Annotated in this window: 23 protein-coding genes and 1 other RNA gene; 12 read left to right on the top strand and 12 right to left on the bottom strand. The window is 63.1% G+C overall.

Going from position 1 to position 26,959, the window contains the following annotated elements; genetic code table 11:
• Nucleotides 1-14 precede the first annotated feature (14 nt).
• Nucleotides 15-2,612, top strand: a complete 2,598-nt coding sequence (clpB, locus tag BWP39_RS08115) for an ATP-dependent chaperone ClpB (RefSeq protein ID WP_096718779.1) — start codon at nucleotides 15-17, stop codon at nucleotides 2,610-2,612.
• Between the two features lie 126 nt (nucleotides 2,613-2,738).
• On the opposite strand, the gene BWP39_RS08110 is transcribed toward clpB, so the two are convergent.
• The 10 genes from BWP39_RS08110 to trxA all read right to left on the bottom strand — a co-directional run bounded on the left by BWP39_RS08110 (nucleotide 2,739) and on the right by trxA (nucleotide 12,995).
• The gene (locus BWP39_RS08110; protein WP_407944785.1) at nucleotides 2,739-3,203 is read right to left on the bottom strand and encodes a YidB family protein; all 465 of its coding nucleotides are present in this window, start codon (nucleotides 3,201-3,203) and stop codon (nucleotides 2,739-2,741) included.
• Between the two features lie 148 nt (nucleotides 3,204-3,351).
• Entirely contained in the window at nucleotides 3,352-3,930 is a 579-nt protein-coding gene (locus BWP39_RS08105; protein ID WP_096718775.1) for a ComEA family DNA-binding protein, read from the bottom strand.
• Nucleotides 3,931-4,232: 302 nt separating this feature from the next.
• Entirely contained in the window at nucleotides 4,233-5,612 is a 1,380-nt protein-coding gene (locus BWP39_RS08100) for an MATE family efflux transporter (protein WP_096718773.1), read from the bottom strand.
• 2 nt (nucleotides 5,613-5,614) lie between these two features.
• Entirely contained in the window at nucleotides 5,615-7,369 is a 1,755-nt protein-coding gene (locus tag BWP39_RS08095) for an ArnT family glycosyltransferase (protein ID WP_096718771.1), read from the bottom strand.
• 240 nt (nucleotides 7,370-7,609) lie between these two features.
• The gene (locus BWP39_RS08090; RefSeq protein ID WP_096718769.1) at nucleotides 7,610-7,876 is read right to left on the bottom strand and encodes a type B 50S ribosomal protein L31; all 267 of its coding nucleotides are present in this window, start codon (nucleotides 7,874-7,876) and stop codon (nucleotides 7,610-7,612) included.
• Between the two features lie 114 nt (nucleotides 7,877-7,990).
• Nucleotides 7,991-8,845: a M90 family metallopeptidase gene (locus BWP39_RS08085; protein WP_096718767.1), complete on the bottom strand. Its 855-nt coding sequence runs from the start codon at nucleotides 8,843-8,845 to the stop codon at nucleotides 7,991-7,993.
• Nucleotides 8,846-8,848: 3 nt separating this feature from the next.
• Nucleotides 8,849-10,405, bottom strand: coding sequence for an MFS transporter (locus BWP39_RS08080; RefSeq protein ID WP_096718765.1), 1,557 nt, complete (start codon nucleotides 10,403-10,405; stop codon nucleotides 8,849-8,851).
• The gene (locus tag BWP39_RS08075) at nucleotides 10,402-10,974 is read right to left on the bottom strand and encodes a MerR family transcriptional regulator (protein ID WP_096718763.1); all 573 of its coding nucleotides are present in this window, start codon (nucleotides 10,972-10,974) and stop codon (nucleotides 10,402-10,404) included. The genes BWP39_RS08080 and BWP39_RS08075 overlap by 4 nt, the downstream gene beginning before the upstream one ends.
• A gap of 204 nt (nucleotides 10,975-11,178) precedes the next feature.
• The gene (rho, locus tag BWP39_RS08070) at nucleotides 11,179-12,441 is read right to left on the bottom strand and encodes a transcription termination factor Rho (protein WP_091016443.1); all 1,263 of its coding nucleotides are present in this window, start codon (nucleotides 12,439-12,441) and stop codon (nucleotides 11,179-11,181) included.
• Nucleotides 12,442-12,668: 227 nt separating this feature from the next.
• On the bottom strand, nucleotides 12,669-12,995 hold the full coding sequence (gene trxA / locus BWP39_RS08065) for a thioredoxin TrxA (protein WP_091016446.1): 327 nt from the start codon (nucleotides 12,993-12,995) through the stop codon (nucleotides 12,669-12,671).
• Between the two features lie 388 nt (nucleotides 12,996-13,383).
• Between trxA and ffs the strand changes: the two genes are divergently transcribed.
• The 5 genes from ffs (at nucleotide 13,384) to BWP39_RS08040 (ending at nucleotide 18,618) form a co-directional block, all read left to right on the top strand.
• Nucleotides 13,384-13,482, top strand: an RNA gene (gene ffs / locus BWP39_RS08060) — signal recognition particle sRNA small type.
• A gap of 207 nt (nucleotides 13,483-13,689) precedes the next feature.
• A complete protein-coding gene (locus tag BWP39_RS08055; protein ID WP_096718761.1) occupies nucleotides 13,690-16,188 on the top strand; it encodes a DNA polymerase III subunit gamma/tau in 2,499 nt (832 codons plus the stop codon).
• Between the two features lie 132 nt (nucleotides 16,189-16,320).
• Nucleotides 16,321-16,647, top strand: a complete 327-nt coding sequence (locus BWP39_RS08050; RefSeq protein WP_007182071.1) for a YbaB/EbfC family nucleoid-associated protein — start codon at nucleotides 16,321-16,323, stop codon at nucleotides 16,645-16,647.
• 95 nt (nucleotides 16,648-16,742) lie between these two features.
• Nucleotides 16,743-17,339, top strand: coding sequence for a recombination mediator RecR (recR, locus tag BWP39_RS08045; RefSeq protein WP_096718759.1), 597 nt, complete (start codon nucleotides 16,743-16,745; stop codon nucleotides 17,337-17,339).
• A 64-nt stretch (nucleotides 17,340-17,403) separates the two neighbouring features.
• Nucleotides 17,404-18,618 (top strand): CaiB/BaiF CoA transferase family protein, encoded by a 1,215-nt coding sequence (locus BWP39_RS08040; protein WP_096718757.1) that lies wholly within the window; start codon nucleotides 17,404-17,406, stop codon nucleotides 18,616-18,618.
• Nucleotides 18,619-18,740: 122 nt separating this feature from the next.
• Here the strand turns inward: BWP39_RS08040 and BWP39_RS08035 are convergent, their stop codons facing one another.
• Complete coding sequence (locus BWP39_RS08035) at nucleotides 18,741-19,715, bottom strand: NADPH:quinone oxidoreductase family protein (protein ID WP_096718755.1); 975 nt, start codon at nucleotides 19,713-19,715, stop codon at nucleotides 18,741-18,743.
• Between the two features lie 228 nt (nucleotides 19,716-19,943).
• Here BWP39_RS08035 and surE point away from each other — a divergent pair, with 228 nt between their 5' ends.
• The 6 genes from surE to rlmD all read left to right on the top strand — a co-directional run bounded on the left by surE (nucleotide 19,944) and on the right by rlmD (nucleotide 25,979).
• Complete coding sequence (surE, locus tag BWP39_RS08030) at nucleotides 19,944-20,702, top strand: 5'/3'-nucleotidase SurE (protein ID WP_096718753.1); 759 nt, start codon at nucleotides 19,944-19,946, stop codon at nucleotides 20,700-20,702.
• Nucleotides 20,699-21,616, top strand: coding sequence for a protein-L-isoaspartate(D-aspartate) O-methyltransferase (locus BWP39_RS08025; RefSeq protein WP_096719661.1), 918 nt, complete (start codon nucleotides 20,699-20,701; stop codon nucleotides 21,614-21,616). The genes surE and BWP39_RS08025 overlap by 4 nt, the downstream gene beginning before the upstream one ends.
• Nucleotides 21,617-21,621: 5 nt before the next feature.
• Nucleotides 21,622-22,545 carry a peptidoglycan DD-metalloendopeptidase family protein gene (locus BWP39_RS08020; protein ID WP_096718751.1) on the top strand — a complete coding sequence of 308 codons (924 nt, stop codon included), beginning with the start codon at nucleotides 21,622-21,624 and terminating at the stop codon, nucleotides 22,543-22,545.
• Nucleotides 22,546-22,556: 11 nt separating this feature from the next.
• A complete protein-coding gene (gene rpoS / locus BWP39_RS08015; RefSeq protein WP_091016468.1) occupies nucleotides 22,557-23,651 on the top strand; it encodes an RNA polymerase sigma factor RpoS in 1,095 nt (364 codons plus the stop codon).
• 6 nt (nucleotides 23,652-23,657) lie between these two features.
• A complete protein-coding gene (locus BWP39_RS08010) occupies nucleotides 23,658-24,434 on the top strand; it encodes a 3'-5' exonuclease (protein ID WP_096718749.1) in 777 nt (258 codons plus the stop codon).
• 114 nt (nucleotides 24,435-24,548) lie between these two features.
• Nucleotides 24,549-25,979: a 23S rRNA (uracil(1939)-C(5))-methyltransferase RlmD gene (gene rlmD / locus BWP39_RS08005; RefSeq protein ID WP_207556681.1), complete on the top strand. Its 1,431-nt coding sequence runs from the start codon at nucleotides 24,549-24,551 to the stop codon at nucleotides 25,977-25,979.
• Nucleotides 25,980-26,056: 77 nt separating this feature from the next.
• Here the strand turns inward: rlmD and BWP39_RS08000 are convergent, their stop codons facing one another.
• The gene (locus BWP39_RS08000; RefSeq protein WP_096719659.1) at nucleotides 26,057-26,854 is read right to left on the bottom strand and encodes an outer membrane protein assembly factor BamD; all 798 of its coding nucleotides are present in this window, start codon (nucleotides 26,852-26,854) and stop codon (nucleotides 26,057-26,059) included.
• Between the last annotated feature and the right edge of the window lie 105 nt (nucleotides 26,855-26,959).

The following is a 26,959-nucleotide window of genomic DNA, read 5'->3' as shown; positions in this document are numbered from 1 at the left end:
ATTGGAGTCTCTTGATGAGAATCGACAAACTCACCACCAAATTCCAGGAAGCGCTCGCGGATGCGCAGAGTCTGGCAGTCGGTCACGACAATCAATATATCGAACCCGTTCACCTGTTTGCGGCGCTCGTCGCCCAGCAGGACGGTTCGGCTCGCTCGCTGCTGTCGCGCGCGGGTGTGCATGTGCAGGCGCTGCAAACCGCGCTCAACGACGCGATCACGCGTTTGCCGCAGGTGCAGGGCACCGACGGTAACGTGCAGATCGGGCGCGATCTGACGGGCCTGCTGAACCAGGCCGACAAGGAAGCACAGAAGCTCAACGACAGCTACATCGCCAGCGAGATGTTCCTGCTCGCCGTCGCCGACGACAAGGGCGAAGCGGGCCGCATCGCACGTCAGCACGGCCTGACGCGCAAGTCGCTCGAAGCGGCGATCGTCGCGGTGCGCGGCGGCTCGCAGGTGCATAGCCAGGACGCGGAAAGCCAGCGCGAAGCGCTGAAGAAGTACACCGTCGACCTGACCGAGCGCGCCCGCGCTGGCAAGCTCGATCCGGTGATCGGTCGTGACGACGAAATTCGCCGCTCGATCCAGATCCTGCAACGCCGGACCAAGAACAACCCGGTGCTGATCGGCGAACCGGGCGTCGGCAAGACGGCGATCGTCGAAGGGCTCGCGCAGCGTATCGTCAACGGCGAAGTGCCGGAGTCGCTCAAGGGCAAGCGCGTGCTGTCGCTCGACATGGCGGCGTTGCTGGCCGGCGCGAAGTATCGCGGCGAGTTCGAGGAACGCCTGAAAGCCGTGCTCAGCGATATCGCGAAGGACGAAGGCCAGACCATCGTCTTCATCGACGAAATCCATACGATGGTCGGTGCCGGCAAGGCCGAAGGCGCGATGGATGCGGGCAACATGCTGAAGCCGGCGCTGTCGCGCGGTGAACTGCATTGCGTCGGTGCAACCACGCTCGACGAATACCGCAAGTACATCGAAAAGGACGCGGCGCTCGAACGCCGGTTCCAGAAGGTGCTGGTCGACGAGCCGTCGGTTGAAGCGACGATCGCGATCCTGCGTGGTCTGCAGGAAAAGTACGAGCTGCATCACGGCGTCGACATCACCGATCCCGCAATCGTCGCGGCCGCCGAACTGTCGCATCGCTATATCACCGACCGTTTTCTGCCGGACAAGGCGATCGATCTGATCGACGAAGCAGCCTCGAAGATCAAGATGGAGATCGATTCGAAGCCCGAGGAAATGGACCGGCTCGATCGTCGGCGCATTCAGTTGAAGATCGAACGCGAAGCGGTGAAGAAAGAGAAGGACGAAGCGTCGCAGAAGCGGCTGCAGCTGATTGAGGAAGAAATCGACCGGCTCGATCGCGAGTACGCGGACCTCGAAGAAATCTGGACCGCGGAAAAAGCGACGGTGCAGGGCAGTGCGCAGTTGAAGGAAGAGATCGACCGTGCGCGCGCCGAGATCGTCCGGCTGCAGCGCGAAGGCAAACTCGAGAAGGTCGCTGAACTGCAGTACGGCAAGCTGCCGCAACTCGAAGCGCAACTGAAGCAGGTCACGCAAGCCGAAGCGCAGGAGCAGAGCAATCCGACGCGGCGGCGCCTGCTGCGCACCCAGGTCGGCGCGGAGGAAATTGCAGATGTCGTGTCGCGCTCAACCGGCATCCCGGTCTCGCGCATGATGCAGGGCGAGCGCGAAAAGCTGCTGCAGATCGAAGAGAAGCTGCATGCGCGCGTGGTCGGTCAGGACGAAGCGATCAGCGCGGTCGCCGATGCGATTCGCCGTTCGCGCGCGGGTTTGTCGGACCCGAACCGGCCGTATGGCTCGTTCCTGTTCCTTGGCCCGACCGGTGTCGGCAAGACGGAGCTGTGCAAGGCGCTCGCGTCGTTCCTGTTCGATTCGGAAGATCATCTGATCCGTATCGACATGAGCGAGTTCATGGAGAAGCACAGCGTCGCGCGGCTGATCGGCGCGCCGCCGGGCTATGTCGGCTACGAGGAAGGCGGTTACCTGACCGAAGCGGTGCGTCGCAAGCCGTATAGCGTGATCCTGCTCGACGAGGTCGAGAAGGCGCATCCGGACGTGTTTAACGTGCTGCTGCAGGTACTCGACGACGGCCGCATGACCGACGGGCAAGGACGCACGGTGGACTTCAAGAACACGGTGATCGTGATGACGTCGAACCTCGGGTCGCAGGTGATCCAGTCGATGGTCGGCGAACCGCAGGAAGCGGTGAAGGACGCGGTGTGGGAGGAGGTCAAGCTGCACTTCCGCCCCGAGTTCCTGAACCGGATCGACGACGTCGTCGTGTTCCATGCGCTCGACCGCGCGAACATCCAGTCGATCGCGAAGATCCAGTTGCAACGGCTGCACGAGCGGCTCGCCAAGCTCGACATGCAGCTGGTCGTGTCGGATGCGGCGCTCGAGCAGATCGGTAAGGTCGGTTACGATCCGCTGTTCGGCGCACGGCCGTTAAAGCGGGCGATCCAGCAGGAAATCGAGAATCCGGTCGCCAAGCTGATTCTGGCCGGCAAGTTCGGTCCGAAGGATGTGATTCCGGTTGAACTGAAGGACGGGAAGCTGGTGTTCGACAGAGTCGTGCACTAGGCGCGGAAGGTTTCCGGCCAGCCTCTTCGGAGGCACGGTGAAGCGGGCAACGAAGTCATTGATTCGTTGCCCGCTTTTTTATGTCCTGCATGGAAGACGCATGGGCTGCGCCTTCCGTTTCCGCACTTACGACGTCTTGCCAGCGTCGCCGCCCTTGCCGAACAGCGACGTGAGGCCGCCCAGCGCGCCGAGCACGGTTTCGGTGTTCAGCTGTCCGCCGGCAGGTACTTCACCCTGCGGCGTAGCGGTATTGACGATGTGCGGCAACACCTGCGACAGCAGCCCGGCAGCCTGTTCCGGTTGCACGCCCACTTTCGCGGCGAGACTGCTGACCACGTCCGAACCGAGCACGCTGTGCAGCGCGTCAGCCGAGATGGCCTGATTTTCGCCGTTGCCGACCCAGGACTTGATGACGTCGCCTGCGCCGTTTGCCTGGAACTGCTGGATCAGGCCGTTCAGGCCGCCCGGCTGTTTGTTGACGAGTTCGAGTGCTGCGGAGATCAGGGCTTGCTGGCCGCCGCCGCCGTCGGGCGACTTGCCAAGCAGGGAACCGAGAGTGTCGAGTAGGCTCATGGCGGTCTCACTGGATATCCGGCTTGCAGGTTTCGCTCTGCGAAGTGCGAGCCGGCGGGGGAAAACGCCGCGCGGATGCGCGGCACGGGTGATTCGCGGGGCTAACCGGATGGACCGCAACGCGCCGCCGGTTCGCCCCCTTGATGCAGTTTGCAGTGGCTACGTGTCAGGCGCCTGAAGCGGCTGCCGCCGACGCTGCTTTGCTCTTCTTCGACTTCTTCGTTTTCGCGGGCTTGGCGTCCGATGCAGCTGCGGCGGTTGCCGGCGCTGCGGCCGGAGCGGAAGCGGCGGCGGCTTCCGAAGCTGCGGCCTTGCTCTTCTTCGAACGCTTCGTCCTGGTGGCCTTGCCGTCCGAGGCCGCTGCTGTGGTTGCTGCCGGCGGAGCCGCTGGTGTGTTGGCGGCCGGTGCTGCCGGGGTCGTTGCGGCCGGTGTCGTGGACTTCGTCGATGCGGCTTTGGCGCCGGTCGGTGCGCTTGACGAGCCGTTGATGGTCAGACCCGCTGCTTCGAGATTCACCACGGATTTCGTGCCGATTCCCTTGACGCGGGTCGCGAGATCGTCAGCGTCCTTGAACGGACCGTTTTTCGCGCGCTCGTCGAGGATCGCTTTTGCATGAACCGGGCCGATGCCCTTTACCGATTCGAGTGCGGTTTGATCGGCGGTATTGACTTCGACAGCCGCCGCAAAACCTGCCGATATCGACAGGACCAGGGCAACACACAGCATCAACAGCTTTTTCAGCATGGCAGGCACTCCATTGAGGGCAAAGAAAGTTAGCCGGGAACGGATCGCGCATCCAGTCAGCAAGCGCTGCGCTTAAGCATAGGACAAATTGCGCGCCCTTTTTATGAAAAGGCCGTCGATTTATACCGATCGATTAATCGTAAGTAAATCACTTCGCGCGATATTTAACATTCGTTGAATCTTGGGGTTTATGTTTTTCAGAGGTTTCCTGCGATTCCGCATACGCGCTTTTTCTTTTTAATCTGTGCGGTGCAAGCCAGTCCGGGCGGGCGTTTCGACGCGCTGCGGGCGCACAGCGCGTATCAAACGGCTGTATCGGCGCGCGCGATCGCGGCTTCGCGCACCGAGCGAGCGCTGACGTTGCGCCAGTACAGCAGCAGCCCGCTACCGGCGATCGCGAGGCTCGCTGCGTTAGCGGCCCAGAAACCGCGCGCGCCGGTCAGCCACTCCGGTATCGCCCCGCCGACATCGAAGCCCAGCAGATACCCGCCGCCGAGACCGACGCCCCACAACGCAACTGCATAGATCACGGTGGGCACCACCGCGACCTTGTAGGCGCGCAGCACGAATGCCGTTGTGACCTGCAATGCATCGAACAGGTGGTAGCACACGACGATCAACACCAGCGGCAGCGCCGCTGCCGCCACCTGCGGATTGGTCGTATAGCCGTCGACGATAAACGGCCGCAGAGCCAGCACGATGACACCGGAGCCGCACGCGATCGCGCAGGCCATCGCAATGCCGTGCCGCGACAACGTGCGGGCCGCCTCGTAGCGACGCGCACCGAGCGCCTGGGCGACGAGCGTCGACGAGGCGATGCCGATCGACAGTGGCGTCATGTACAGCACCGCGCTGATGTTGCCCGCGATCTGATGGCCTGCGAGCGTCGTCGTGCCGAAGCGCGCAATGAAAAGCGCCATGAACGTGTACGACGTGACTTCGATCAGATACGACAGCCCCATCGGAATACCGAGCTTCAACAGTTCGATCTGCCTGCGCCATACCGGCCAGCAGAAGCGCGCGAAGGTTCCGAACGGCCGGAAGATGTCGAGCTTCGTCAGCAGCGTCATGCCGACGATGGCGAGCGTCCAGTTGATCGCCGTGCTGGCGAGCGCGCACCCCGGGCCGCCGAGCGCCGGTATGCCGAGCCCGCCGAAGATCAGCCAGGTGTTGAGCGGCACCTTGAGCAGCAGCGCGCCGATCTGCAGGATCATCACGAGCCGCGGTTGACCCACCGCATTGGTGAGCGAACTGTAGACGCGAAACGAGAGGCTCGCCGGGAGTCCGAACGACAGGATGCGCAGATAGGCGATCGTGCGCTCGCTCAGCGCCTCGGGCGCGTGCGCGATACGCAGCAGCGGGCCGGGAAAATAGAGGATCGCGAAACCGAGCAGCGCCAGTGCCAGCGCGAGCCACAACGCCTGCCGCACTTCCTCGCCGATCTCGCCGTAGCGCCGCGCGCCATAGAGCTGCGCGACGATCGGCTGCAGGGCAGTGAGAATGCCGGTGAGACCGATGAAGACCGAGATGTAGATCGATGCGCCGAGGCCGAGCGCGGCGAGATCGAGGGCGGAGTAGCGGCCGACCATCGCCGTATCGATCACGCCGAAGGCGACGATCGCAAGCTGGCCGATCAGCACGGGCCACGCAAGCCCGGCGATTTTCCGCACGTCCGCGAACATGATCAGTCCGTCTGGCGACGGATGGTGCGGCGCTTGACCGGCGGCTTCGGCCGGTCGATCCGAACGTACAGGCGGAAGCGCTCGTCACGGTCGGCGACGCGGCGGCCTTCCCACACCAGCTTCCAGATGTAGGTGGGCATCGAACTCGGTTCGCCGAAGTCCTGGCGGTCCTGACGCAGGATCACGTCGCAGTCTTCGTTGAACGAGAAGTGCATGTCGCCGAAGTAGGCGAAGGTGGCGATCTGCGCATCGCCGAGCCGTACCGGCGAGATACAGCTGTAGTCGTCGGGCAGATGACTCGAGATCTGTTCGGCGACATCCTTGTAGGTCCGGCTGTAGTTGATGAGCGGCAGCCACAAGGTCATCAGCAGCACCCACATCAGCGTGGTGCCGGCGCTCGACAGTACGACGCTGCGCCACAGCACTTTCGGATGCCGTGACATCCGCCAGCGCGCGAGCGCGAACCAGCAGACGGTGACCGCCACCGCGCAGACGAACGACAGGATCTTGAACTGCGGCGTGAAACCGGGCGCATAGCGCGCGAGATTGCGTGCGAGCGGCTGCGGAAACCCGGTCAGACCCGCGAGCCAGAAGAGCCACACCGCGGAACCGATGATCGTGAAGCTCAGCATCGCGAACCAGTCGATCGCATTGATCGCGCCGCGCTTCAAGGTGGGCAGTGCGAACGTGGCGAGCACCGCGAGAGCCGGCAGCAGCAGCATGTAAAGCCGGTTCGACTCATGGCTTTGCAATACCACGAGGATCAGCAGCGGCGTAATCACCGACAGCGGAATCGCGACGTGCGGCGCGCGGCGCAGGCCGGCCCAGCTGAAGAACGCCCACAGCGCGAGCGGCCATGCGGGCCAGGTGAAGAGCGGCAGGTTCTTCAGTGCGTAACGCAGCACCGGGTCGGGCGAGCCGCCGAATGCGTTGATACTGCCGCGCATCCACTGGTTGAGGAACCAGACGGCATCGTCGGGGAAGGCCGACAGCACGGCGAGCGGCCACGAGACCGCTACCACGAGTGCAACCGGCAGGCCTGCGAGTAGCAGCCAGCGCGAGCGCGTTTCGCGGACGATCAGCGTCATCGCGAGCGTGCCGACGAGCAAGGCGCCGACCAGTACCGGCGTGCTCGACAGGGCGACGAGGCCGATCGAGAGTCCCCAGACCAGTGCACCCTGTAGCGGCTTGTCGATCATCCGCACAAGGCCGTAGACGAGCATCGCGACGCAGACGAATTGCACGATCTGCGGCGTGGTTTCGTGGCCGCGCTCGGCGAGACCGAAGCAGGCGAGGAGAATCAGCAGGGCGCCGTCCGCGAGCGTGCGACCGAAGTCGCGCGGCTCCGGCTCGCCGCCGAACGCATATTTGAACGGCTGGACTTCGGGGCGGCGGCCGAGCAGATAAGCGGCGTACCAGACGAACGCGCAGGCAACGCAAAACAGCAAGCCGGTGAAGACGCGCGACGCATTGCTCGCGTCGACCCACGGCGCCAGCATGCGGATGGCACTGGCGCCGAGCCAGTAGCCCAGCGGCCCTTCTGCGGTCATGTACTTGCCAACCAGATTCGGCAGCAGCCAGTCGTGCAGGTGGCCCGTCGCCATCGTCCACATGACGCCGAAGCCGGCTGCATCCTCGTTTTTCCACGGATCGCGGCCGAACAGGCCGAACGAAGCGTAGATGATGCAGATAGCGAGCAGCAGCCAGCGAGGTAATGCACTGGTCGCGGAGGCGGTGAGGCGAACGGCAGGTCTCATGCAGGTGTCTGGGTATCGGAGAGGCAGTGCGGCAGGCAGCGTGAACCGTGGCCCGGGTCGACGGCCGGTCTGGAGCATCCGGCATTGTAGACGTGCCGCGCGTTGGCCGTCACGGCTGGCTGTCTTGCCGGTGCTTACGTGGGGCTATCGGGTGCCAGGCGATAAAAAAGGGCAGCTTACGCTGCCCCTTGGTGCCTTGCTTCGGCCACGAGATCAATCGAGGCCCGCAATGCCGCCCGCTTACTTCGCGGCGACCTTGCCGATGGCGCGTGCGCCGAACTTCTTGTTGAACTTCTCGACACGGCCGGCCGTGTCCATGATCTTCTGCTGACCCGTGTAGAACGGATGCGATTCCGACGACACTTCGATCTTCGCGAGCGGGTACGTCTTGCCGTTGAATTCAGCGGTTTCGCGAGTCTGGATGGTCGAGCGCGTCACAAACTTGAAGTCGATCGACATATCGACGAACAGGACTTCGCGGTAATCGGGGTGAATGCCTTCTTTCATGGTCGTTCCTTTAATCTGGCGGTAGCCAACCCGCGTGCCGCCGCGTTAGGCGCGAACGGCATTTTGGCGCGAGCCACTTGCCTACGGTCGAAAAACGGCGATTATGCCAGAAAATCAGTTGGTTGACGACTTTTTAGGTGCCTGCGTGTGAAGAGCGCCGGTGCGCGCCGGATCCTGCCGGTAATAGCGCGCGAGCAGCCGGTACAGCTCGGGGTACTCGGCCTCGAACGCGTGCGGCTGGACGAACAGCGCTTCGCTGCAAACGGCAAAAAATTCCGATGGATGGTCCGCGGCATAGGGATCGATCAACGACTCCCGCTCGAAGCGCGACCAGCGGCGCTGCGGCACCGCATCGATTTTCGCGCAGAACTGGTCGTAGGCATGGTCGAACACGCCGGCCCAGGCCGCTGCGTCGAGCGGCGCGTGCCAGCGGCGAAAGAGCGGCGGGTGGCCGTCGGCTTCGCCGCTCAGCATGTCGATCTTGTGCGCGAATTCGTGGATCACGACGTTGTATGCGTCCCGGCCGTCGGTCATCTGCGCGTCTTCCCATGACAGCACTACCGGGCCGCCTTCCCATGCTTCGCCACTGGCGTCGTGTTCGACTTCGTGGACGACGCCGTCTTCGTCCTCGACGGTTTTGCGGATCACGAATTCGCCCGGATAGACGATCACGCCGACCCAGCCGCGATACAGCTCGAGCCCGAGATTCAATATCGGCAGGCTCGCCTGCGCGGCGATCGCGACGGTGATCGCATCGGTCAGTTCGAGGTCGTGTGCCGTCGAGAACTGCTTCTGCGCGATGAACAGGCTGGTCAGCTCGCGCAGGCGGACGAGATCGGCGGCGTCGAGATGGGCGAGGAAGGGCAGGCCATCGAGCGTCTGCTGCCAGAGCGCATCGGGAATCGCGTGGAGGCGCAGCGCGCGATCGCGGCGGCGGGAATCGAACCAGTGAGTGAGTTTCGCAAGCATCGGTCAGTCGATCTGTTTTTGCCACGCGGCGAAGATGCCGCCGCAGACGGCCACGCCGATCAGGAAGTAAAAGCCATCCAGCGAGGTCAGGAAGCTGGCCTGCCGCGCCACCGTTCTGCTGACTTCGACGATAGCCAGCGCGTGCGCTTCGGCGAGCGAGCGTCCGGTCGAGACGAAGTCGTTCGTCAGTGCCGCGATCGTACTCTGGAATGCGGGATTGAACGGGTTCGCGTATTCGGCGAGCCGCGCCTGATGTAGCGCCTGACGATGCTGCTCGATGATGATGACCGATGCTGTCGCGAATGAAATGGTCAACTGTCGAACGATGTTTTTCAGGCGATAGCCGTGCGTGAATTCTTCGATCGCGAAGATCCGGAAGGTCAGGTTGGCGACCGGTAGCACGATGAACAGCAGCAACAGTCCGCGCAGCAACAGCGGCACGATCAACGCGGCTTCGCCGACGTCGGGCGACATCCGCGTCATCCATGCAGCGGCGAAAGCGGCAATCGCAAAGCCTGGCACGATGATCCACTTCTTGCGCGGCAGCAGTTTCGCGTAGCGCAGATAGACGAACAGCGCGCTGGCGGAAATGAGCGACGTCACGCCGACGAGTTGCCCGGTGTTTTCCACCGGATAGCCCAGCCCGCCTTCGAGAAACCGCGCGATCAGATAGCTGAACGCGGTCGACTCGTAGTAGTAGAACATGTAGAGAATCAGGCCCATCTGGAAGGTCTTTTCACGCAATGCATGCAGGCGCACCAGCGGCGAAGGATGATGCCATTGCTGCCAGGCGAACCATGCAAGCGCGCCGATGCCGGCGACGGTCAGCACAACCAGTTCCGGCGACGCGCTAAAGAGCTTGAAGCGGACCTGCTGCATCACGATCTGCAGCGCGCCTTGTGCGAACGCGAAGATCAGGTAGGGCCAGAAATGTGTCGCGCCACGTTCCTCGGGTTGCACGTCGCCGGAGTTGGGTAGCGCCAGCAACGCGAGGATCGCGAACAGCACACCGACCGGCGCCGTACAGGCAAACAGCGCGCGCCAGTCGAAATGCGCGACGAGCTGACCGCCCAGCAGCGGCGCCAGCGCGGTGCTCACGACGATCAGGATCAGGAAGGCGCGCGTGGCGGCGGGGCGTTGTTGGGGCGTGAAACTGAGCTGGATCAGGATACGGCAGGTGCCCATCATCGGGCCGATGAAGTAGCCCTGAAAGCCGCGTGCAAACGCGAGTTCGACGGAGCTTTCGCAGAGCGCCGCCGCGACCGCGCCAGCGGCATAAAGCAGCATGCAGCCTGCGACGTAGCGCCGATAACCGATCCGCTCGACCCACCATTGCTGCTGCAGGATGCCGAGCACCGCAGCGACGGCATAGGCGCTCGATGACCAGACGAGCTCATCTGGCGACGCATTGACGCCGCCCGCGATATAGCTCGTGAAGAACGAGAAGATGGCGTTGTCGAAGTAATCGAGGCCGGTGACGACCGCGAGTACCCATGGGAAGAAATCGCCGCGCAGCTTTTCGGCACTGAAAAGCGGGACACGTGATGGCGCAGCGTTCATGCAGACCGGTTCCGCGCGGTGGTTCGCTTTGCCGCCTTTTTCGCGGCCTTTACCGGTTGGGTCTGGTCAGTTTGCTTTGCGGTCGTAGTCCGCTTTCTGGCAAGCGCATTGCGCCGCTGTTCGAGCAGCACATCCACGCTTTCTCCCGCGACGCGCCGCTCCACATATTCGAGATCTCGACTCAGCTCGGCTTTCAGCGTTTGCGCTTCCTTCAGTTCGCGCCGGACGGCGCCGATGCGCGCATCGAGCGCGTCGATCTGCTGCGCGAGCGCGTCGCGGACTTCCCGCAGCGATTCGTCCGACAGCCGCGCGCGACCGTTCTCATGGCGTTCGAACGGGCGCTTCAGCATCTCGGTGATGCCTTCCAGCGAGAAGCCAAGCGAGCGCAGACGCAGGATTCGCGCGAAACGTTCGAGGTCGTCGGCGTCGTACAGGCGATAGCGGCCTTCGCTGCGTGTCGGTGTGACCAGACCGCGCTCCTCGTAGTACTTCAGGGTGCGTGGCGTGACCTGCAACTGCTTTGCTGCGTCCTGCACGGTCAGCAAGGGGGACACGGGATCTTTCGTCATGGCGAATGGGGAGCATGAAGCGATAGTCCGGATTATAGTACAACGTGAACGTGCACGTACAGGTTGGTGGGCGACGATACAGCAAGACGGCAAGATAATCTCGTGCATCACAGACGAAAAAAAACCGTCCGCGGGAAGCGGACGGTTTTTCTGTTGCGACGCAGGCTTTGCCGAAGCCGCTGCGCAGCGTGACGTTGCGGCGCGCTAGCTGCCGCGTCGCATCATGTCGAAGAACTCGGAATTGTTCTTGGTCTGGCGAACCTTGTCGAGCAGGAATTCCATTGCTTCGACTTCGTCCATGTCGTGGATGAACTTGCGCAGGATCCAGATTTTTTGCAGGATTTCCGGCCGGATCAACAGTTCTTCGCGACGTGTGCCGGACTTGTTGAGGTTGATCGACGGGTAGACGCGCTTTTCGGCGAGACGGCGCTCGAGGTGCACTTCCATGTTGCCGGTGCCCTTGAACTCTTCGTAGATCACGTCGTCCATGCGGCTGCCGGTTTCGATCAGCGCGGTGCCGATGATGGTCAGCGAACCGCCTTCCTCGATATTACGAGCGGCACCGAAGAAGCGCTTCGGGCGCTGCAGTGCGTTGGCATCGACACCACCCGTCAGTACCTTGCCTGACGCCGGCACAACCGTGTTGTACGCCCGCGCGAGACGCGTGATCGAATCGAGCAGGATCACGACGTCGTTCTTCATTTCGACGAGGCGCTTCGCTTTCTCGATCACCATCTCGGCGACCTGCACGTGACGTGCGGCGGGTTCATCGAACGTGGACGCGATGACTTCGCCGGCCACCGAACGCTGCATTTCCGTCACTTCTTCCGGGCGTTCGTCGATCAGCAGCACGAACAGGATGACATCGGGATGGTTCTGCTTGATCGCGTGTGCGATGTGCTGAAGCATCACGGTCTTACCGGACTTGGGCGAGGCGACCAGCAGGCCGCGCTGGCCCTTGCCGATCGGCGCGATCATATCGATGACGCGGCCCGTCACGTTCTCCTCACCGCGCATTTCGCGCTCGAGCAGCAGCACCTTGTTCGGGTGCAGCGGCGTGAGGTTTTCGAACATGATCTTGTGCTTCGAGGCCTCGGGCGCCTGCCCGTTGACCTTGTCGACCTTGACCAGTGCGAAGTAGCGCTCGCCGTCCTTCGGCGTGCGGACTTCACCTTCGATCGTGTCGCCGGTATGCAGATTGAAGCGGCGGATCTGCGACGGGCTGATGTAGATGTCGTCCGTGCTCGCGAGATACGAGGTTTCCGGCGAACGCAGGAAGCCGAAGCCGTCCGGAAGCACTTCGAGCGTGCCGTCACCGAAAATTGTTTCGCCCGTCTTGGCGCGCTTTTTAAGAATAGCGAACATCAGTTCCTGCTTGCGCAGGCGGTTCGCACTTTCGATCTCGAGGCCATTGGCCATCTCGATCAGTTCGGACACGTGCTGTGTCTTGAGCTCGGATAAATGCATACGGAGAACCCGCAGGAGAAGGTGCGACGAAATGAAATCTGGGAGGAGAGTTGAGCGGAACCGCTCAAGGACTTACGCGTTACACGTCTTTTCGACGTTTTCTAGATTCTAGCATAGCACACGCCAGCATCCGCCAACGTGACGGAGCGGCATCTAACGATCGGGCGTGTTGTCGGTCGACAACACGCCCGATTCAGGGCGCAGCCTGCGCGCCGTGCAAAAACAGGTTACAGGTTGCCGTCGAGGAACGCGGTGAGTTGCGATTTCGACAGGGCGCCCACTTTCTGTGCAGCGACCGCGCCGTTCTTGAACAGGATCAGCGTGGGGATGCCACGCACGCCGAACTTCACCGGCGTCGATTGATGTTCGTCGACATTGATCTTGGCGATCTGTACACGACCGTCGTATTCCTTCGCGACTTCGTCGAGGATCGGCGCAATCATCTTGCACGGACCGCACCATTCGGCCCAGAAGTCGAGTAGCACGGGTTTATCGGATTTGACGACGTCCGCTTCAAACGATGCGTCGCTAATATGCTTGATTTGTTCGCTCATTGTATGAATACCTCTTTCGGATCGAGGCCGGCCTGAATTGCTCGCCACGATACACCAAAACCGGAAAAACTTCTGTTCGTGTTGCCGCGAGCCGGGCCCCGTCGAACCCGTTCGATAATCCGCGTAAGCGGCCTCGAAGGGTGCTGGGGTGCCAAGTATTGCGGGACATCTGCACGCCAGTTTAGCTTAAATCACTATGTGTTGCCCGCCGTGATAGTAGTCATCAGGGCAGTGGGGTTTCATCCTGCCGACGTGCTGCCACGTCCCTTATCTGGTGATTCCGGAGACAAACACAAGAGGCACGCGACGAGCGTTGACTCAATGGTCTTCGTAGAATTGCCGCCATTTACTGTCGCGTTGTCGGGGTACCGATGATACAATTCAACGTGACGGGCCTCCTCGCATGGAGGGGCGGTCAACCTGGTCAGGTCGGGAACGAAGCAGCCACAGCCGTTTTCCACCAGTGCCGAGGGTCAGGCTCGTCACCTTCCTTTTTCCGCTTTCTTTTCCTCGCAGTTTTTCTGCCATTCCCCATCTCTTCAGATAGCGTGTGCGCGCGCAGTTTTCTGTCTTTTCCGGTTTCGAACTATCTTTCCATTAGTGAAAATCAATGGCGCGGCGACGTATGCCTGTCCCCGCAGCTGACCGTTCTCGATTCGTCTTTGCCCGGCATCGTTACTGATACAATTTCTCGATGACCTATCAAGTTCTCGCACGCAAATGGCGGCCGAAGGATTTCGCTTCGCTCGTCGGACAGGAGCACGTGGTGCGCGCGCTCACGCACGCGCTCGACGGCGGCCGGCTACATCACGCCTATCTGTTTACCGGAACCCGCGGGGTCGGCAAGACGACGCTCTCGCGGATCTTCGCGAAGGCGCTGAACTGCGAGACCGGTGTTACGTCCACGCCGTGCGGCGTGTGTCGTGCGTGCCGTGAGATCGACGAGGGCCGTTTCGTCGACTATGTCGAGATGGATGCGGCGAGCAATCGTGGCGTCGATGAGATGGCTGCGCTGCTCGAGCGCGCGGTTTATGCGCCGGTCGATGCGCGCTTCAAGGTCTACATGATCGACGAAGTGCACATGCTCACGAACCACGCATTCAACGCGATGTTGAAGACGCTGGAAGAACCGCCCGCACACGTCAAGTTCATTCTCGCCACGACCGATCCGCAGAAAATTCCAGTCACTGTGCTGTCGCGCTGCCTGCAGTTCAATCTGAAGCAGATGCCGGCTGGCCACATCGTGTCGCACCTGGAACGGATTCTCGGCGAAGAGCAGATCAGCTTCGAGGCGCAGGCGCTGCGTTTGCTGGCGCGTGCCGCGGATGGATCGATGCGCGATGCGCTGTCGCTGACCGATCAGGCGATCGCTTACTCAGCCAACCAGATCACCGAGGACGCCATACGCGGCATGCTTGGCGCGCTCGACCAGAGTTATCTGGTGCGTTTGCTCGATGCACTGGCCACCGGCGACGGTGCCGCAGTGCTCGCAATCGCCGATGAAATGTCGCTGCGCAGCCTGTCGTTTTCGACGGCGCTGCAGGATCTGGCGAGCCTGTTGCATCGAATCGCATGGGCACAGTTCGCACCGGCGTCGGTGCTGGACGAGTGGCCGGAAGCAACCGATCTGCGTCGCTTTGCCGATGCGTTGAGCGCGGAGCAGGTTCAGTTGTTCTATCAGATCGCAACGATCGGACGCAGCGAACTGGGCCTTGCACCGGATGAATACGCGGGCTTTACGATGACGCTGCTGCGCATGCTTGCATTCGAGCCGGCACCGGGTGGTGGTGGCGGTGGCACCGTGCCGACGGCGCGCGTGCCGTCGGGTGACGCGGCAGGTGGTCGGCGCGCGTCTGCACCGGTGGTCGCTGCGCAGCAGGGTGTCGCGCGTTCAGCCGAGCCCGCTGCGCCGGTTGATGCGGCGCGGTCCGTGAGCGTAGCTGCGGCCGCAGCTGCAACTTCACCAGTGGTTAACACTCCGGCTGGCAAGATCGAGCGGATCTCCGTGCCGGACGCGCCAGTTGCGTCGCCGGAAGCCGCAGCCCCAATCGTGGCAGCCGCCGCGGCACCCGCAATCGTGCCGACGGACAGCGCGACGACACACACTGTCGCGGCAGAATCGATTGAAACTGCGTCCGTCAGTGTCAAATCGGAATCGCAAACTGCTCACGACGATGCAGTTGATTCTACGCAGGGCGTAGCCGCCAGACCCGTATCGCAACTGCAACCGGTCGAGCTACCCGCCGCTGCTTCGGCCGCGGCACCCGAAGCAGCGCCCAATCTCCCGCTCGTTGCAGCAGAAAGCGCATCGGAAACCGCAGCCGCCGGTGCCGCACGCCGCGCAGGTGGTGCCAGCGCCGCGCTCGATGTATTGCGTAACGCGGGCCTCAAGGTTTCATCGGGACGCGATCGCTCAAACGCCGCTGCGACCCAGCCGGCATCGCCTGCCGCAGCAAAGGTCGCTGCGCCACGCGTGAACGTTCCGGTGCCGACGCCGCGACCGGCTGCACGCAGTGCTGCGTCAGGTGAACCGGCTGCGCGTCAGCCGGCCACTGGACAGGGCGCCACCGGACCACGCTCAGCATCGACACCGCCGTGGGACGACATGCCGCCGGACGATTACGTCCCGGTCTCGCTGGACGATGCGTACTTCGCGCCGCCCGACGACGGCTTCGTGCCCGCGTTCGACAACGGCCCCGACGATGTCCGCGTGACCACGGCCACACCCGCGCCCGCCGTCGATACGCGATCACTGCCACCCGCAGTCGCGCTCGATCCGCTCGGCTTCAATGGCGACTGGCCTGCGCTCGCCGCGGGCCTGCCGCTGAAGGGCATCTCGTATCAACTGGCGTTCAATAGCGAACTGATGGCGCTCGACGGCACGACGCTGCGCCTGAATGTGCCAGTGCCGCAGTACGCGGAGGCATCGCAGGTCGCGAAGCTCAAAGTAGCGCTGGCCGAACGGCTCGGCCAGGCTGTCGATGTGCAGGTCGAAGTCGGACCGGCGCGGCGCACTGCTGCGGCGTTCGATGCCGCAGCTCGCGCGCAGCGTCAGCAGGAAGCCGAGCGTGAAATCGGCACTGATCCATTCGTGCAATCGCTGATCCGCGAATTCGGCGCGAGCATCGTGCCCGGCTCGATCCGGCCGATTGCGCAGGATACGGCCGCGGGCACGCCGCCGTCCGTCCATTAACTGCAGGTACGCCGCTAGATAGAGCGTCCGCGAATTTCTTTTCCGCCGGTAACCTGACCCTCCGTGCAGCGTCGAGCGCGCAGGCAGGCAAACCCGAATCACGATTTCATACGATCCAGAAGGAGCACACCCATGATGAAAGGCCAACTCGCCGGGCTGATGAAGCAGGCCCAGCAGATGCAGGAAAACATGAAGAAGATGCAGGAGCAACTCGCGCTGATCGAGGTCGAGGGCCAGTCGGGCGCCGGTCTCGTGAAGGTGACGATGACCTGCAAGAACGACGTGCGCCGCGTATCGATTGATCCGAGCCTGCTCGCCGACGACAAGGACATGCTTGAAGACCTCGTCGCCGCAGCGTTTAACGACGCCGTACGCAAGGCCGAAGCCACCGCGCAGGAAAAGATGGGCGGCATGACTTCGGGCCTGCCGCTGCCGCCGGGCTTCAAGTTGCCTTTCTGACCGTGCGCTGAATAGCACGTCGCCTTCTGGACCTCGAAACGGCGCCGTGCGATTCAACCCTTGCGCTTTCTTCCCTCCGACGCCGCCGATACCGCATGAAACAACCTTCCGCCCTGTCGGCGCTCGTCGAGGCGCTGCGTGTATTGCCCGGCGTCGGGCCGAAATCCGCGCAGCGCATGGCGTATCACCTGATGCAGCACGACCGCGAAGGCGCGGAGAAACTCGGTCGCTCGTTGATGTTCGCGACCGAGCATCTGCAGCATTGCGAGAAGTGCAACACGTTTACCGAAGCGCAGATCTGCGAGGTCTGCAGCGACACGGAGCGAGACACAACGCTGCTGTGCGTGGTCGAAACACCGGCTGATCAGATCATGCTCGAACAGACCATGACCTACCGTGGTCTGTATTTCGTGCTGATGGGGCGGCTGAGTCCGCTCGACGGGATCGGTCCGAAGGAGATTCATTTCGATCGGCTCGTCAGGCGCGCCACCGACGGCATCGTAAAGGAGGTCGTACTTGCGACTAACTTCACGAACGAAGGCGAGGCCACCGCGCACTATCTCGGGCAGACGCTCAAGGCGCGCGGCCTGAGCGTCACGCGTCTTGCGCGCGGCGTGCCAGTGGGCGGCGAACTCGAATACGTCGACGCCGGCACGATTGCGCGCGCGATGCTCGACAGACGCTCGCTATAACGGCTCCACCGGTCGTTACGTGAGACCCGGAAGACCCGCACAACAGACACAGGAATCCAGACAGATGAGCGCGACGAACGCCACGGGCGGCCCGCTTGCGGGCGTGAAGGTACTCGAACTCGGCACCTTGATCGCGGGTCCGTTCGCGGCGCGTTTTCTCGGCGAATTCGGGGCGGACGTGATCAAGATCGAAGACCCGAAGGGCGGCGATCCGCTGCGCAAATGGCGCAAGCTTTATCCGGAAGCGGGCGGCACGTCGCTGTGGTGGGCGGTGCAGGCGCGTAACAAGAAATCGGTGACGGTGAATCTGAAAGCCGACGAGGGCAAGGAGATCGTGCGCCGGCTCGCGCAGGAAGCGGACATCGTGATCGAGAATTTCCGGCCCGGGCTGCTCGAAAAACTCGGGCTTGGCTACGACGTGCTGTCGGCTGAGAACCCCGGGCTCGTGATGGTGCGGCTCTCCGGTTACGGTCAGAGCGGGCCGTATCGCGATCGGCCTGGTTTCGGTGCGATCGCTGAATCGATGGGGGGCTTGCGGCATATCACTGGCTATCCCGATCTGCCGCCGCCGCGCATCGGTATTTCGATCGGCGATTCGATCGCGGCGCTGCATGGTGTGATTGGCGCGCTGATGGCGCTGCATCATCGCCAGGTCAACGGCGGCAAAGGGCAGGTCGTCGATGTCGCGCTGTACGAAGCCGTCTTCAACATGATGGAAAGCGTGGTGCCCGAATACGGCGTGTACGGCATGGTGCGGGAACGCACCGGCGCGTCGTTGCCCGGCATCGTGCCGTCGAACACGTATCCGTGCCGCGACGGCAGCATTGTGATCGGCGGCAACAGCGATCCGATTTTCCGGCGCCTGATGCTCGCGATCGAACGCGACGATCTCGCGAACGATCCATCGCTCGCGCATAACGACGGACGTGTGCCGCGCACGGCGGAAATCGACGGTGCGATTGCAGCCTGGCTCGCGTCCCGCACGATCGACGAAGCGCTCGCCGTGCTGAACGCCGCTGACGTGCCGGTTGGGCGGATCTACAGCGTGGCCGACATGTTCACCGACCCGCAATACATGGCGCGGCACATGATCCAGCATTTCAAGTGGCAGGACGGCCGTGATATTGCGTTGCCTGGCGTCACGCCGAAGCTCTCGGACACGCCCGGCGAGACGCGCTGGCTCGGACCGGCACTCGGTGAACATACCGACGAGGTCTTGCAATCGCTGGGTTACGACGCGGAGCGCATTGCGCGGTTGCACGCGCAACAGATCGTTTGAGTGGTGTCGGCGCGGGTTGCGTCGGGCGTCTGGCTGCTACGCGACGCGCAGCCGACCGGACACTAATCCGCGACGACAGGAATCACAATCCTGGACTCTACGAACTGCGCCGTAGCTTCCCCCTACGGCACGATCACAATCTTGCCCGTCACACGCCGCTCAGCCATATCACGCAGCGCGCGCCCGGTATCCTCCAGCGAATAACGCGCCGAAATGAAAGGCCGCAGCTTGCCTTGCTGCATCCAGCCCAGCAGTTCCTTGAACGCGGCAGCGTTGCGCTGCGGTTCGCGCTTCGCAAAATCGCCCCAGAAAACGCCAACGAGGCTCGCGCCTTTCAACAACGTGAGGTTGAGCGGCAGCTTCGGAATCTCGCCGTTCGCGAAGCCGACCACCAGATACCGCCCGCGCCAGCCGATGCTGCGAAACGCCGGCTCCGCATAGACACCGCCGACCGGATCGTAGATCACGTCCGGCCCCTTGCCGTCCGTCAATGCCTTGATGCGCTCGCGCAGGTCTTCGCGGCTGTAGTTGATGGTTGCATCCGCACCGTGTTCGACACAGGCAGCGAGCTTTTCATCGGTTGATGCGGCAGCGATGACACGCGCGCCAAGCGCCTTGCCGATCTCGACGGCCGCGAGTCCGACGCCGCCCGCCGCACCGAGCACGAGCATGGTCTCGCCGGCCTGCAGCGCGGCACGATCGACCACCGCGTGATGCGAGGTTCCATAGACGAGCGTGAAGGCCGCGGCCTGCGCGAAATCGATTCCATCGGCGAGCGGAATACACGCGGCGGCAGGGGCGACGGCCTGCTCCGCAAAGCCTCCCGAGCCGGTGAACGCCACGACGCGCGCGCCCGGGCGAACATGCGTCACACCATCGCCGACCGCACGCACGATACCCGCGACTTCGGAGCCCGGCGTGAACGGCAGCGCCGGCTTGAACTGGTATTTGTTTTCGATGATCAGGACATCGGGAAAATTGACACTTGCGGCCTTCACGTCGATCACGACTTCGCCGGTTTTCGGTTGCAGGTCCGGCAGATCTTCGACGACCAGGCTCTCCGGCGGCCCATACTCGTTGCAGCGAATCGCGCGCATGTTGTCTCCTCAGCGGGGTTCTGTTGCCAGCGGCTGGCAAGGTGGATAAAGCGGGTATAGCGAATATAAGCAGGTATGCGGAACGACACGGCGTCGTATGAAATACCCGACAGGGATCGAGTGTAAAGCAAGCCGAACGACCGTGCGTTTTTATCGTGCGAAGGGTCGGGCGCGCATCGTGCAGGCCCTGTCGTTCGCGTGCCTTCCTTCCTCGGTTACAATCGCCGGATGCGAATCCTACTCAGCAATGACGACGGTTATCTGGCGCCCGGCCTTGCTGCGCTCTATGAAGCGCTGAAGCCGCTCGCCGACGTCACCGTGATGGCACCCGAGCAGAACTGCAGCGGCGCGTCGAACTCGCTGACGCTGTCGCGGCCGCTATCGGTGTTGCGCGCACCGAACGGCTTCTATTACGTGAACGGCACACCCACCGACTCCGTGCACGTCGCGCTGACCGGCATGCTCGACCACACGCCCGATCTCGTCGTATCCGGCATCAACAACGGCCAGAACATGGGCGAGGACACGTTGTACTCGGGCACGGTCGCGGCAGCGACCGAAGGCATCATGTTCGGCGTGCCGGCCATTGCGTTTTCGCTTGTCGACAAAGACTGGGTGCATCTCGAAGATGCCACTCGCGTCGCCGCGGAAATCGTTGCGCATTATCTGAAAGCGCCGTTGCCCGGTCATCCGCTGCTGAACGTCAACATCCCCAATCTGCCGTACGCACAACTGCGCGACTGGCAGGTGACACGGCTCGGCAAACGCCATCCGTCGCAGCCGGTGATCCGCCAGACCAACCCACGCGGCGAGCCGATCTACTGGATCGGTCCTTCCGGCAGCGCGCGCGATGCCAGCGAAGGCACCGATTTCCACGCAGTCGCCAATGGCCACGTGTCGATCACGCCGCTGCAACTCGATCTGACTCACACTCATATGCTGCCCGCGGCGCGCGAATGGGCGCGCGCCGGGAGCGGCGCTTCATGAGCGGCGAACGCGCGAAGCGCTTCCCGCTGGGGCTCGAGGATCTGGTGCGCGAGCCGCGCAAGCCCGAAGGGCGGTCCGGCGAACTGCGCGCGTCCGGCGCCTCGGGTGCATCGGTTACCTCAGGTCACAGCGCGACGGACTCGCGCCCGGGCACGGCACGCACACCGGTCGGTACGCGCGCCGACACCACCGGCCATCGCGCTGCCCGCCATCCGGCGAAAACGCCGGAGCGCAGCACGGCCCCGAATGTCGCCTTGAACGGCGCACTGGCGCTGACCTCGGAACGGGTGCGCGAGCGCATGGTCGAACGCCTGCGCACGAATGGCGTGACCGATCCGCGTGTGCTGCATGCGATGTCGGTGGTGCCGCGCCACATGTTCATCGATCCGGGGCTCGCCACGCAGGCTTACGAAGACGCCGCGCTGCCCATCGGTCATCACCAGACGATCTCGAAGCCTTCGGTGGTGGCACGGATGATCGAACTCGCGGCAGCAGGCCGTACGCTCGCGAGCGTGCTCGAGATCGGTACCGGTTGCGGTTATCAGGCGGCGGTGCTGAGCCAGGTAGCGCGCGACGTGTATTCGATCGAACGCATCAAACCGCTTTACGAACGCGCCAAGATCAATCTGCGTCCGCTGCGCATTCCGAACATCCGGCTGCATTACGGCGACGGGCGGCTCGGTTTGCCATCGGCCGCACCGTTCGATGCGATCGTGATTGCCGCTGCAGGACTCGATGTGCCGCAGGCGCTGCTCGAACAACTGACGATCGGCGGGCGGCTCGTCGCACCGGTCGGTACGCAGAGCGGGCCGGCGCAGGTGCTGACGCTCGTCGAGCGCACCGGGCCCGCGCAATGGCGCGAATCGCGGCTTGATCGCGTTTTCTTTGTACCCTTAAAATCCGGAGTGATTTGATACCGATGAGTATGTTGCGCGCGATGCAAACAATCAGCTTGAATGTCCGCCTGACCTTAGCCCAGCGTACTGTGTGCGTGGTCGCGCTCTCCCTGTTGACGGCCTGTGCGACACGGCTCGATCAGGCGCCCGTCGTCGATCGTTCCGGCGCGCTGGCTACGCAGGGCGCGCAGCCTGCCGTGCCGCCCGGTCCGCCGCCGCCCGGTTACTACCGTGTGAAGCCAGGCGACACCCTCTACCGGATTGCGCTCGAGAACGGTCAGAACTATCGCGATATTGCGACGTGGAACAATCTCGCCAACCCGAACCAGATCGAAGTCGATCAGTTGCTGCGTGTCGCGCCGCTGGGTGCGAACGTCGCCGGGTTGACGCCGGGAGTCGCGACCGCGCCGGTGACGGGCGGCAGCGTACAGAGCGCGCCGCTCGGTGGTACGGGCGCAGCCACGACCGGTGCCGCGGCGGGCGTCATGCCGGCGCCGCCGCTCTACAGTTCCGATTCGGGCGCCACCGCGACGGTGCCGCCAGCCAGCGCAGGCGCGAGCGATGCTACGGCGTCGAGCGGTCCGATCGCCTTCGCATGGCCGGCGCGCGGTCCCGTCCTCGGTACGTTTGATGACGCCAAAAACAAGGGTGTGAATATCGGCGGTGCAGCGGGCGATCCGGTGACAGCCTCGGCCGACGGTCGCGTGGTTTATGCCGGAAACGGGCTGCGCGGATACGGCAATCTAATTATCATCAAACATGACGCAACTTATCTCACCGCGTATGCACACAACCGTGCTTTGATGGTAAAAGAGGGAGACGCGGTGACCAAAGGGCAGAAGATCGCCGAAATGGGTAACAGTGATTCGGACCGCGTGATGTTGCACTTCGAAGTTCGCCGGCAGGGCAAACCTGTCGACCCGCTGAAGTATTTGCCGCCTCAATAAGCGACACGACCATGCCGAAACCGAAGCGCCGTACGCAGCAAGCCGGGACTGAGAAGGTCAGCCGCGTCACGCGGGTGCCGGCGGATAGCGGCGCCGTTTCGGAGCCCGATGACGACAGCGTCGAGGATCTCGATAACGCACGGGAACCCGACGAGGCCGCGGGCGGCATCGACGACGCAGAAGAAACACGTGAAGGCGCGAGCAGCCCCGCGGCGGACGCCGACGATTTCCGCGCAATACTGCAGGCCGAACTCACGGCCGACACCATCCAGCACTACCTGAATCGCATCAGCGTCAAGCCGCTCCTCACCGTCGAGGAAGAGCAACGCTACTCGCGGCTCGCCAAAGCCGGCGAGTTCGAAGCGCGCCAGGTCATGATCGAGCGCAATCTGCGGCTCGTGGTCAGCATCGCGAAGGGGTATCTGAATCGCGGCGTGCCGCTGCTCGATCTGATCGAAGAGGGCAACCTCGGTCTGATGCACGCCATCGAAAAGTTCGATCCGACGCGCGGCTTCCGCTTCTCGACCTATGCGACGTGGTGGATTCGTCAGAGCATCGAGCGTGCAATCATGAACCAGGCGCGCACGGTGCGACTGCCAGTGCACGTGATCCGCGAACTCAACCAGGTGCTGCGCGCGAAACGCCATCTCGAGAAAAACTCGATGAACTCGGGCGAAGCGGCCGAGCGCCGTGACGCGAGCATCGACGACATTGCCTACCTGACCGGCAAGACCACCGAGGAAGTCACCGACATCCTCGCGCTGAACGAACACACTGCATCGCTCGATGCGCCGCTCGATCTCGATCCGGCGAGCAGCCTGCTCGACCTGCTGTCCGACGATCAAAGCCAGTCGCCCGATGCCGAGGTGCAGCACCGCGAGCTGGAGACGCTCACGCGCGCATGGCTCGCGCGGCTCTCCGACAAGCATCGCCACGTGATCGAACGGCGTTTCGGCCTGAATCACATCGAGCCGGCCACGCTCGAAGAACTCGCCGACGAAATGGGCCTGACGCGGGAACGCGTGAGGCAGATCCAGCAGGAAGCGCTGGTCCGGCTCAAGCGCTTCTTCGCATCCAACGGCGTGCGCAAGGACGCCGTTCTGTAAACACCGATGACACCGATTCTTGTTTTCGACATCGAGACGATTCCCGATGTCGCCGGCATTCGCCGCCTCGAAGACCTGCCTGCCACGCTGACCGATGCCGAGGTCGCCGAGCATGCGTTCGCCGCGCGCCGCGAGAAGACCGGCGGCGATTTTCTGCAGCACCATCTGCAGCGCATCGCGGCGATCTCCTGTGTGTTTCGCGACAACGCGGGCTTTCGGGTGCGTTCGCTCGGCTCGCTGGAGGACGGCGAGGCTGCGCTGATCCAGTCGTTTTACCGCACGATCGAGAAATACACGCCGCAACTCGTGTCGTGGAACGGTGGCGGCTTCGACCTGCCGGTACTGCATTACCGCGCACTGGTGCACGGCGTGCGCGCGTCGCGCTACTGGGATCTCGGCGAAGACGATCGCGAATTCAAGTGGAACAACTACATCAGCCGCTACCATTCGCGTCACACCGACCTGATGGACGTGCTCGCGATGTACCAGGCGCGTGCGAATGCGCCGCTCGATGCACTCGCGAAGCTGTGCGGCTTTCCCGGCAAGCTCGGGATGGACGGCGGGCAGGTGTGGCACGCATACCAGGAAGGGCGTCTCGAAGAAATCCGCAATTATTGCGAGACTGACGTCGTCAATACGTACCTGCTGTACTGCCGCTTCCAGTTGATGCGCGGTGGGCTTTCGCAGGCGGAATACGACGACGAGATCGTTCTCGTGAAGAATTCGCTGGCACTGGAGCCGGCAGCGCATTGGGCCCAGTACCTGGCTGCGTTCGAAGCCTGATTGCGCCTCTGCGTGCCGCGCTGCCCACTGGCCGCGCGCACCGCCAAATCCCCGGCGCCGCTTGCCGTTCGTCTACAATCTCGCCTTCCCCATCCGTCTGTCAGGAAGCCGCAGGTGTCCGAAACTGCTCCTCACCGCATGCGTAAAGGCAAAAGAAAGCCTGCGCAGGCAGCCCCCGCTGCTGACGTCGCCAAAGTCGACAGGGCTGCCGCCCCCATTCTGGAAATTCACTCGCTCGATATGGAAGCGCGCGGCGTCGGCCGCACGGTCAACGAAGACGGGACGCCCGGTAAGGTGATCTTCGTCGAAGGCGCTTTGCCAGGTGAGCGCGTCACCTATGCGAGCTACCGGAAGAAGCCGAGTTTCGAACAGGCGGAAGTCGTCGAGGTGTTGCGCGAAAGCGTGATCCGCACGAAACCGAAGTGCAGCTTCTTCGGTACCTGCGGCGGTTGTTCGATGCAGCACCTCGATATACGTGCGCAGATCGCCGTGAAGCAGCGCGTACTCGAAGACAACCTCGCTCATCTGGCGAAGCTGCGTGCGGAGACCGTGTTCCGGCCGATTCACGGGCCGTCGTGGGGCTACCGCTATCGTGCGCGGCTGACGGTGCGCGACATCGAGAAGAAGGGCGGCGTGCTGGTAGGGTTCCATGAACGCAAGAGCAGCTACGTCGCCGACATGACGAGCTGCGAAGTGCTGCCGCCGCACGTCTCGGCGATGCTCGTGCCGCTGCGCCAGCTGGTCGGGTCGCTGTCGATTCGCAACCGCATGCCGCAGATCGAACTCGCGGTCGGCACATCCGTGACCGCGCTCGTGCTGCGCGTGCTCGAGCCGATCAACGCCGACGACGAACAGCATCTGCGCGACTTCGCCGATGCGTACAAGGTGCAGTTCTGGCTCCAGCCGCAAGGGCCGGAGTCGGCTGTGCCGTTCTATCCGCTCGACGTCCCGCTTGATTACACCCTGCCGGAATTCGATATCCGGATGCCGTTCCGGCCCACCGACTTCACCCAGGTGAATCACCAGATCAACCGCGTGCTGGTGGGGCGCGCGCTGCGTCTGCTCGCGCCGGCGCGCGGCGATCGCGTGCTCGATCTGTTCTGCGGGATCGGTAATTTCACGTTGCCGCTCGCGCGGCTTGCGCGCGAGGTGGTGGGCATCGAAGGCAGCGAGGTGCTGACCACGCGTGCGCTCGCGAACGCGCAGGAGAACGGCGTGGCGGGGCATACGTCGTTTGCGTGCCGCAACCTGTTCGACGTCACCGCCGACGACATCCGCGCGCTCGGCGCATTCGACAAGTACCTGATCGATCCGCCTCGCGAAGGCGCGCTGGCGATTGCGAAGGCGTTGGCGGAGATCGCACAGAGTGGCACGGGTCCGCTGCCGCAACGAATCGTCTACGTGTCGTGCAACCCCGCGACGCTGGCTCGCGATGCCGGTCTGCTGGTCCATGAAGCCGGTTACCGGCTCAAAGGGGCGGGCGTGGTGAATATGTTCCCGCATACGTCGCACGTCGAATCGATTGCGTTGTTCGAGCGCGCTTAGCCTGCAGCAGGACCGGCAAAGAAAAACGCCACGGTGATTGCCGTGGCGTCTTGTTTTGCGGGCGGACTACGTGTGGCCTAGAACTGCCACCACGATTTTTCCTTACCCGGTCGCGCATGCCCGGTGATATACGGGCTGTCGGGGAAGGTCCCGGCCAGGATGCGCTTCGTGTCGTCGGCCAGTTGCGGCTGGTCGAGCCGCTGGTACGACAGCATCATGATGTGCAGTGCGTCCTCGATAGCGGGCGCGTTCTTGTATTCCTGAATCGCCAGCTGTGCGCGGTTGATCGCCGCCACGTAAGCGCCGCGACGATAGTAGTAATCGGCTGCGTGGACTTCGTGCGACGCGAGTGCGTTGACGATGTAGCGCATGCGCTGCGCGGCGTCCGGCGCGTACTTGCTGTTCGGGAACCGGTCGACCACGACCTTGAACGCGTCATACGACTCGCGCAGCGACTTCGGATCACGCTCGCTCATGTCCTGGCCGGAGAAGCGGCCAAACAGACCGAGGTCGTCGTTGAAGTGGATCATGCCCTTCAGGTAATACGCGTAAGGAATGTCCGGGTGATCCGGATGCAGCTGGATGAAGCGGTCGACGGCCTGGTCGGCAGCGTCGGTTTCGCTATCCTTCCAGTTACAGTACGCGACGTTGATCTGTGCCTGCTGGGCGAAATGGCCAAACGGATCGCGACCTTCGAGTGCTTCGAAATATTTCGCGCACTTGCCCCAGTCGCTGCCGTTCATTGCATCCTCGGCCTCCGTATATAATTTGCTATTCGGCCATGCGGCTGTTTCGTCGGTCTTTTGCGGCAGGCCATGACAGGCCGCCACCAGTGCAACGGCTGCAGCGCACGCAATATAGCGGGCCACGTTCATGATCGTCTTTCGGGCCGTAGTCTTCCGGACAACCGCTTCAGCGGTTGCCGTCCCCAGGCCCGTATTCATAATGGTGTTCAAGGCTCGCATTTCCCAGTCTAGCTT

The sequence above is a fragment of the Paraburkholderia acidicola genome, from assembly GCF_002362315.1.
Lineage (GTDB): Bacteria > Pseudomonadota > Gammaproteobacteria > Burkholderiales > Burkholderiaceae > Paraburkholderia > Paraburkholderia acidicola.
This window is presented reverse-complemented; position numbering and strand designations above follow the sequence as displayed.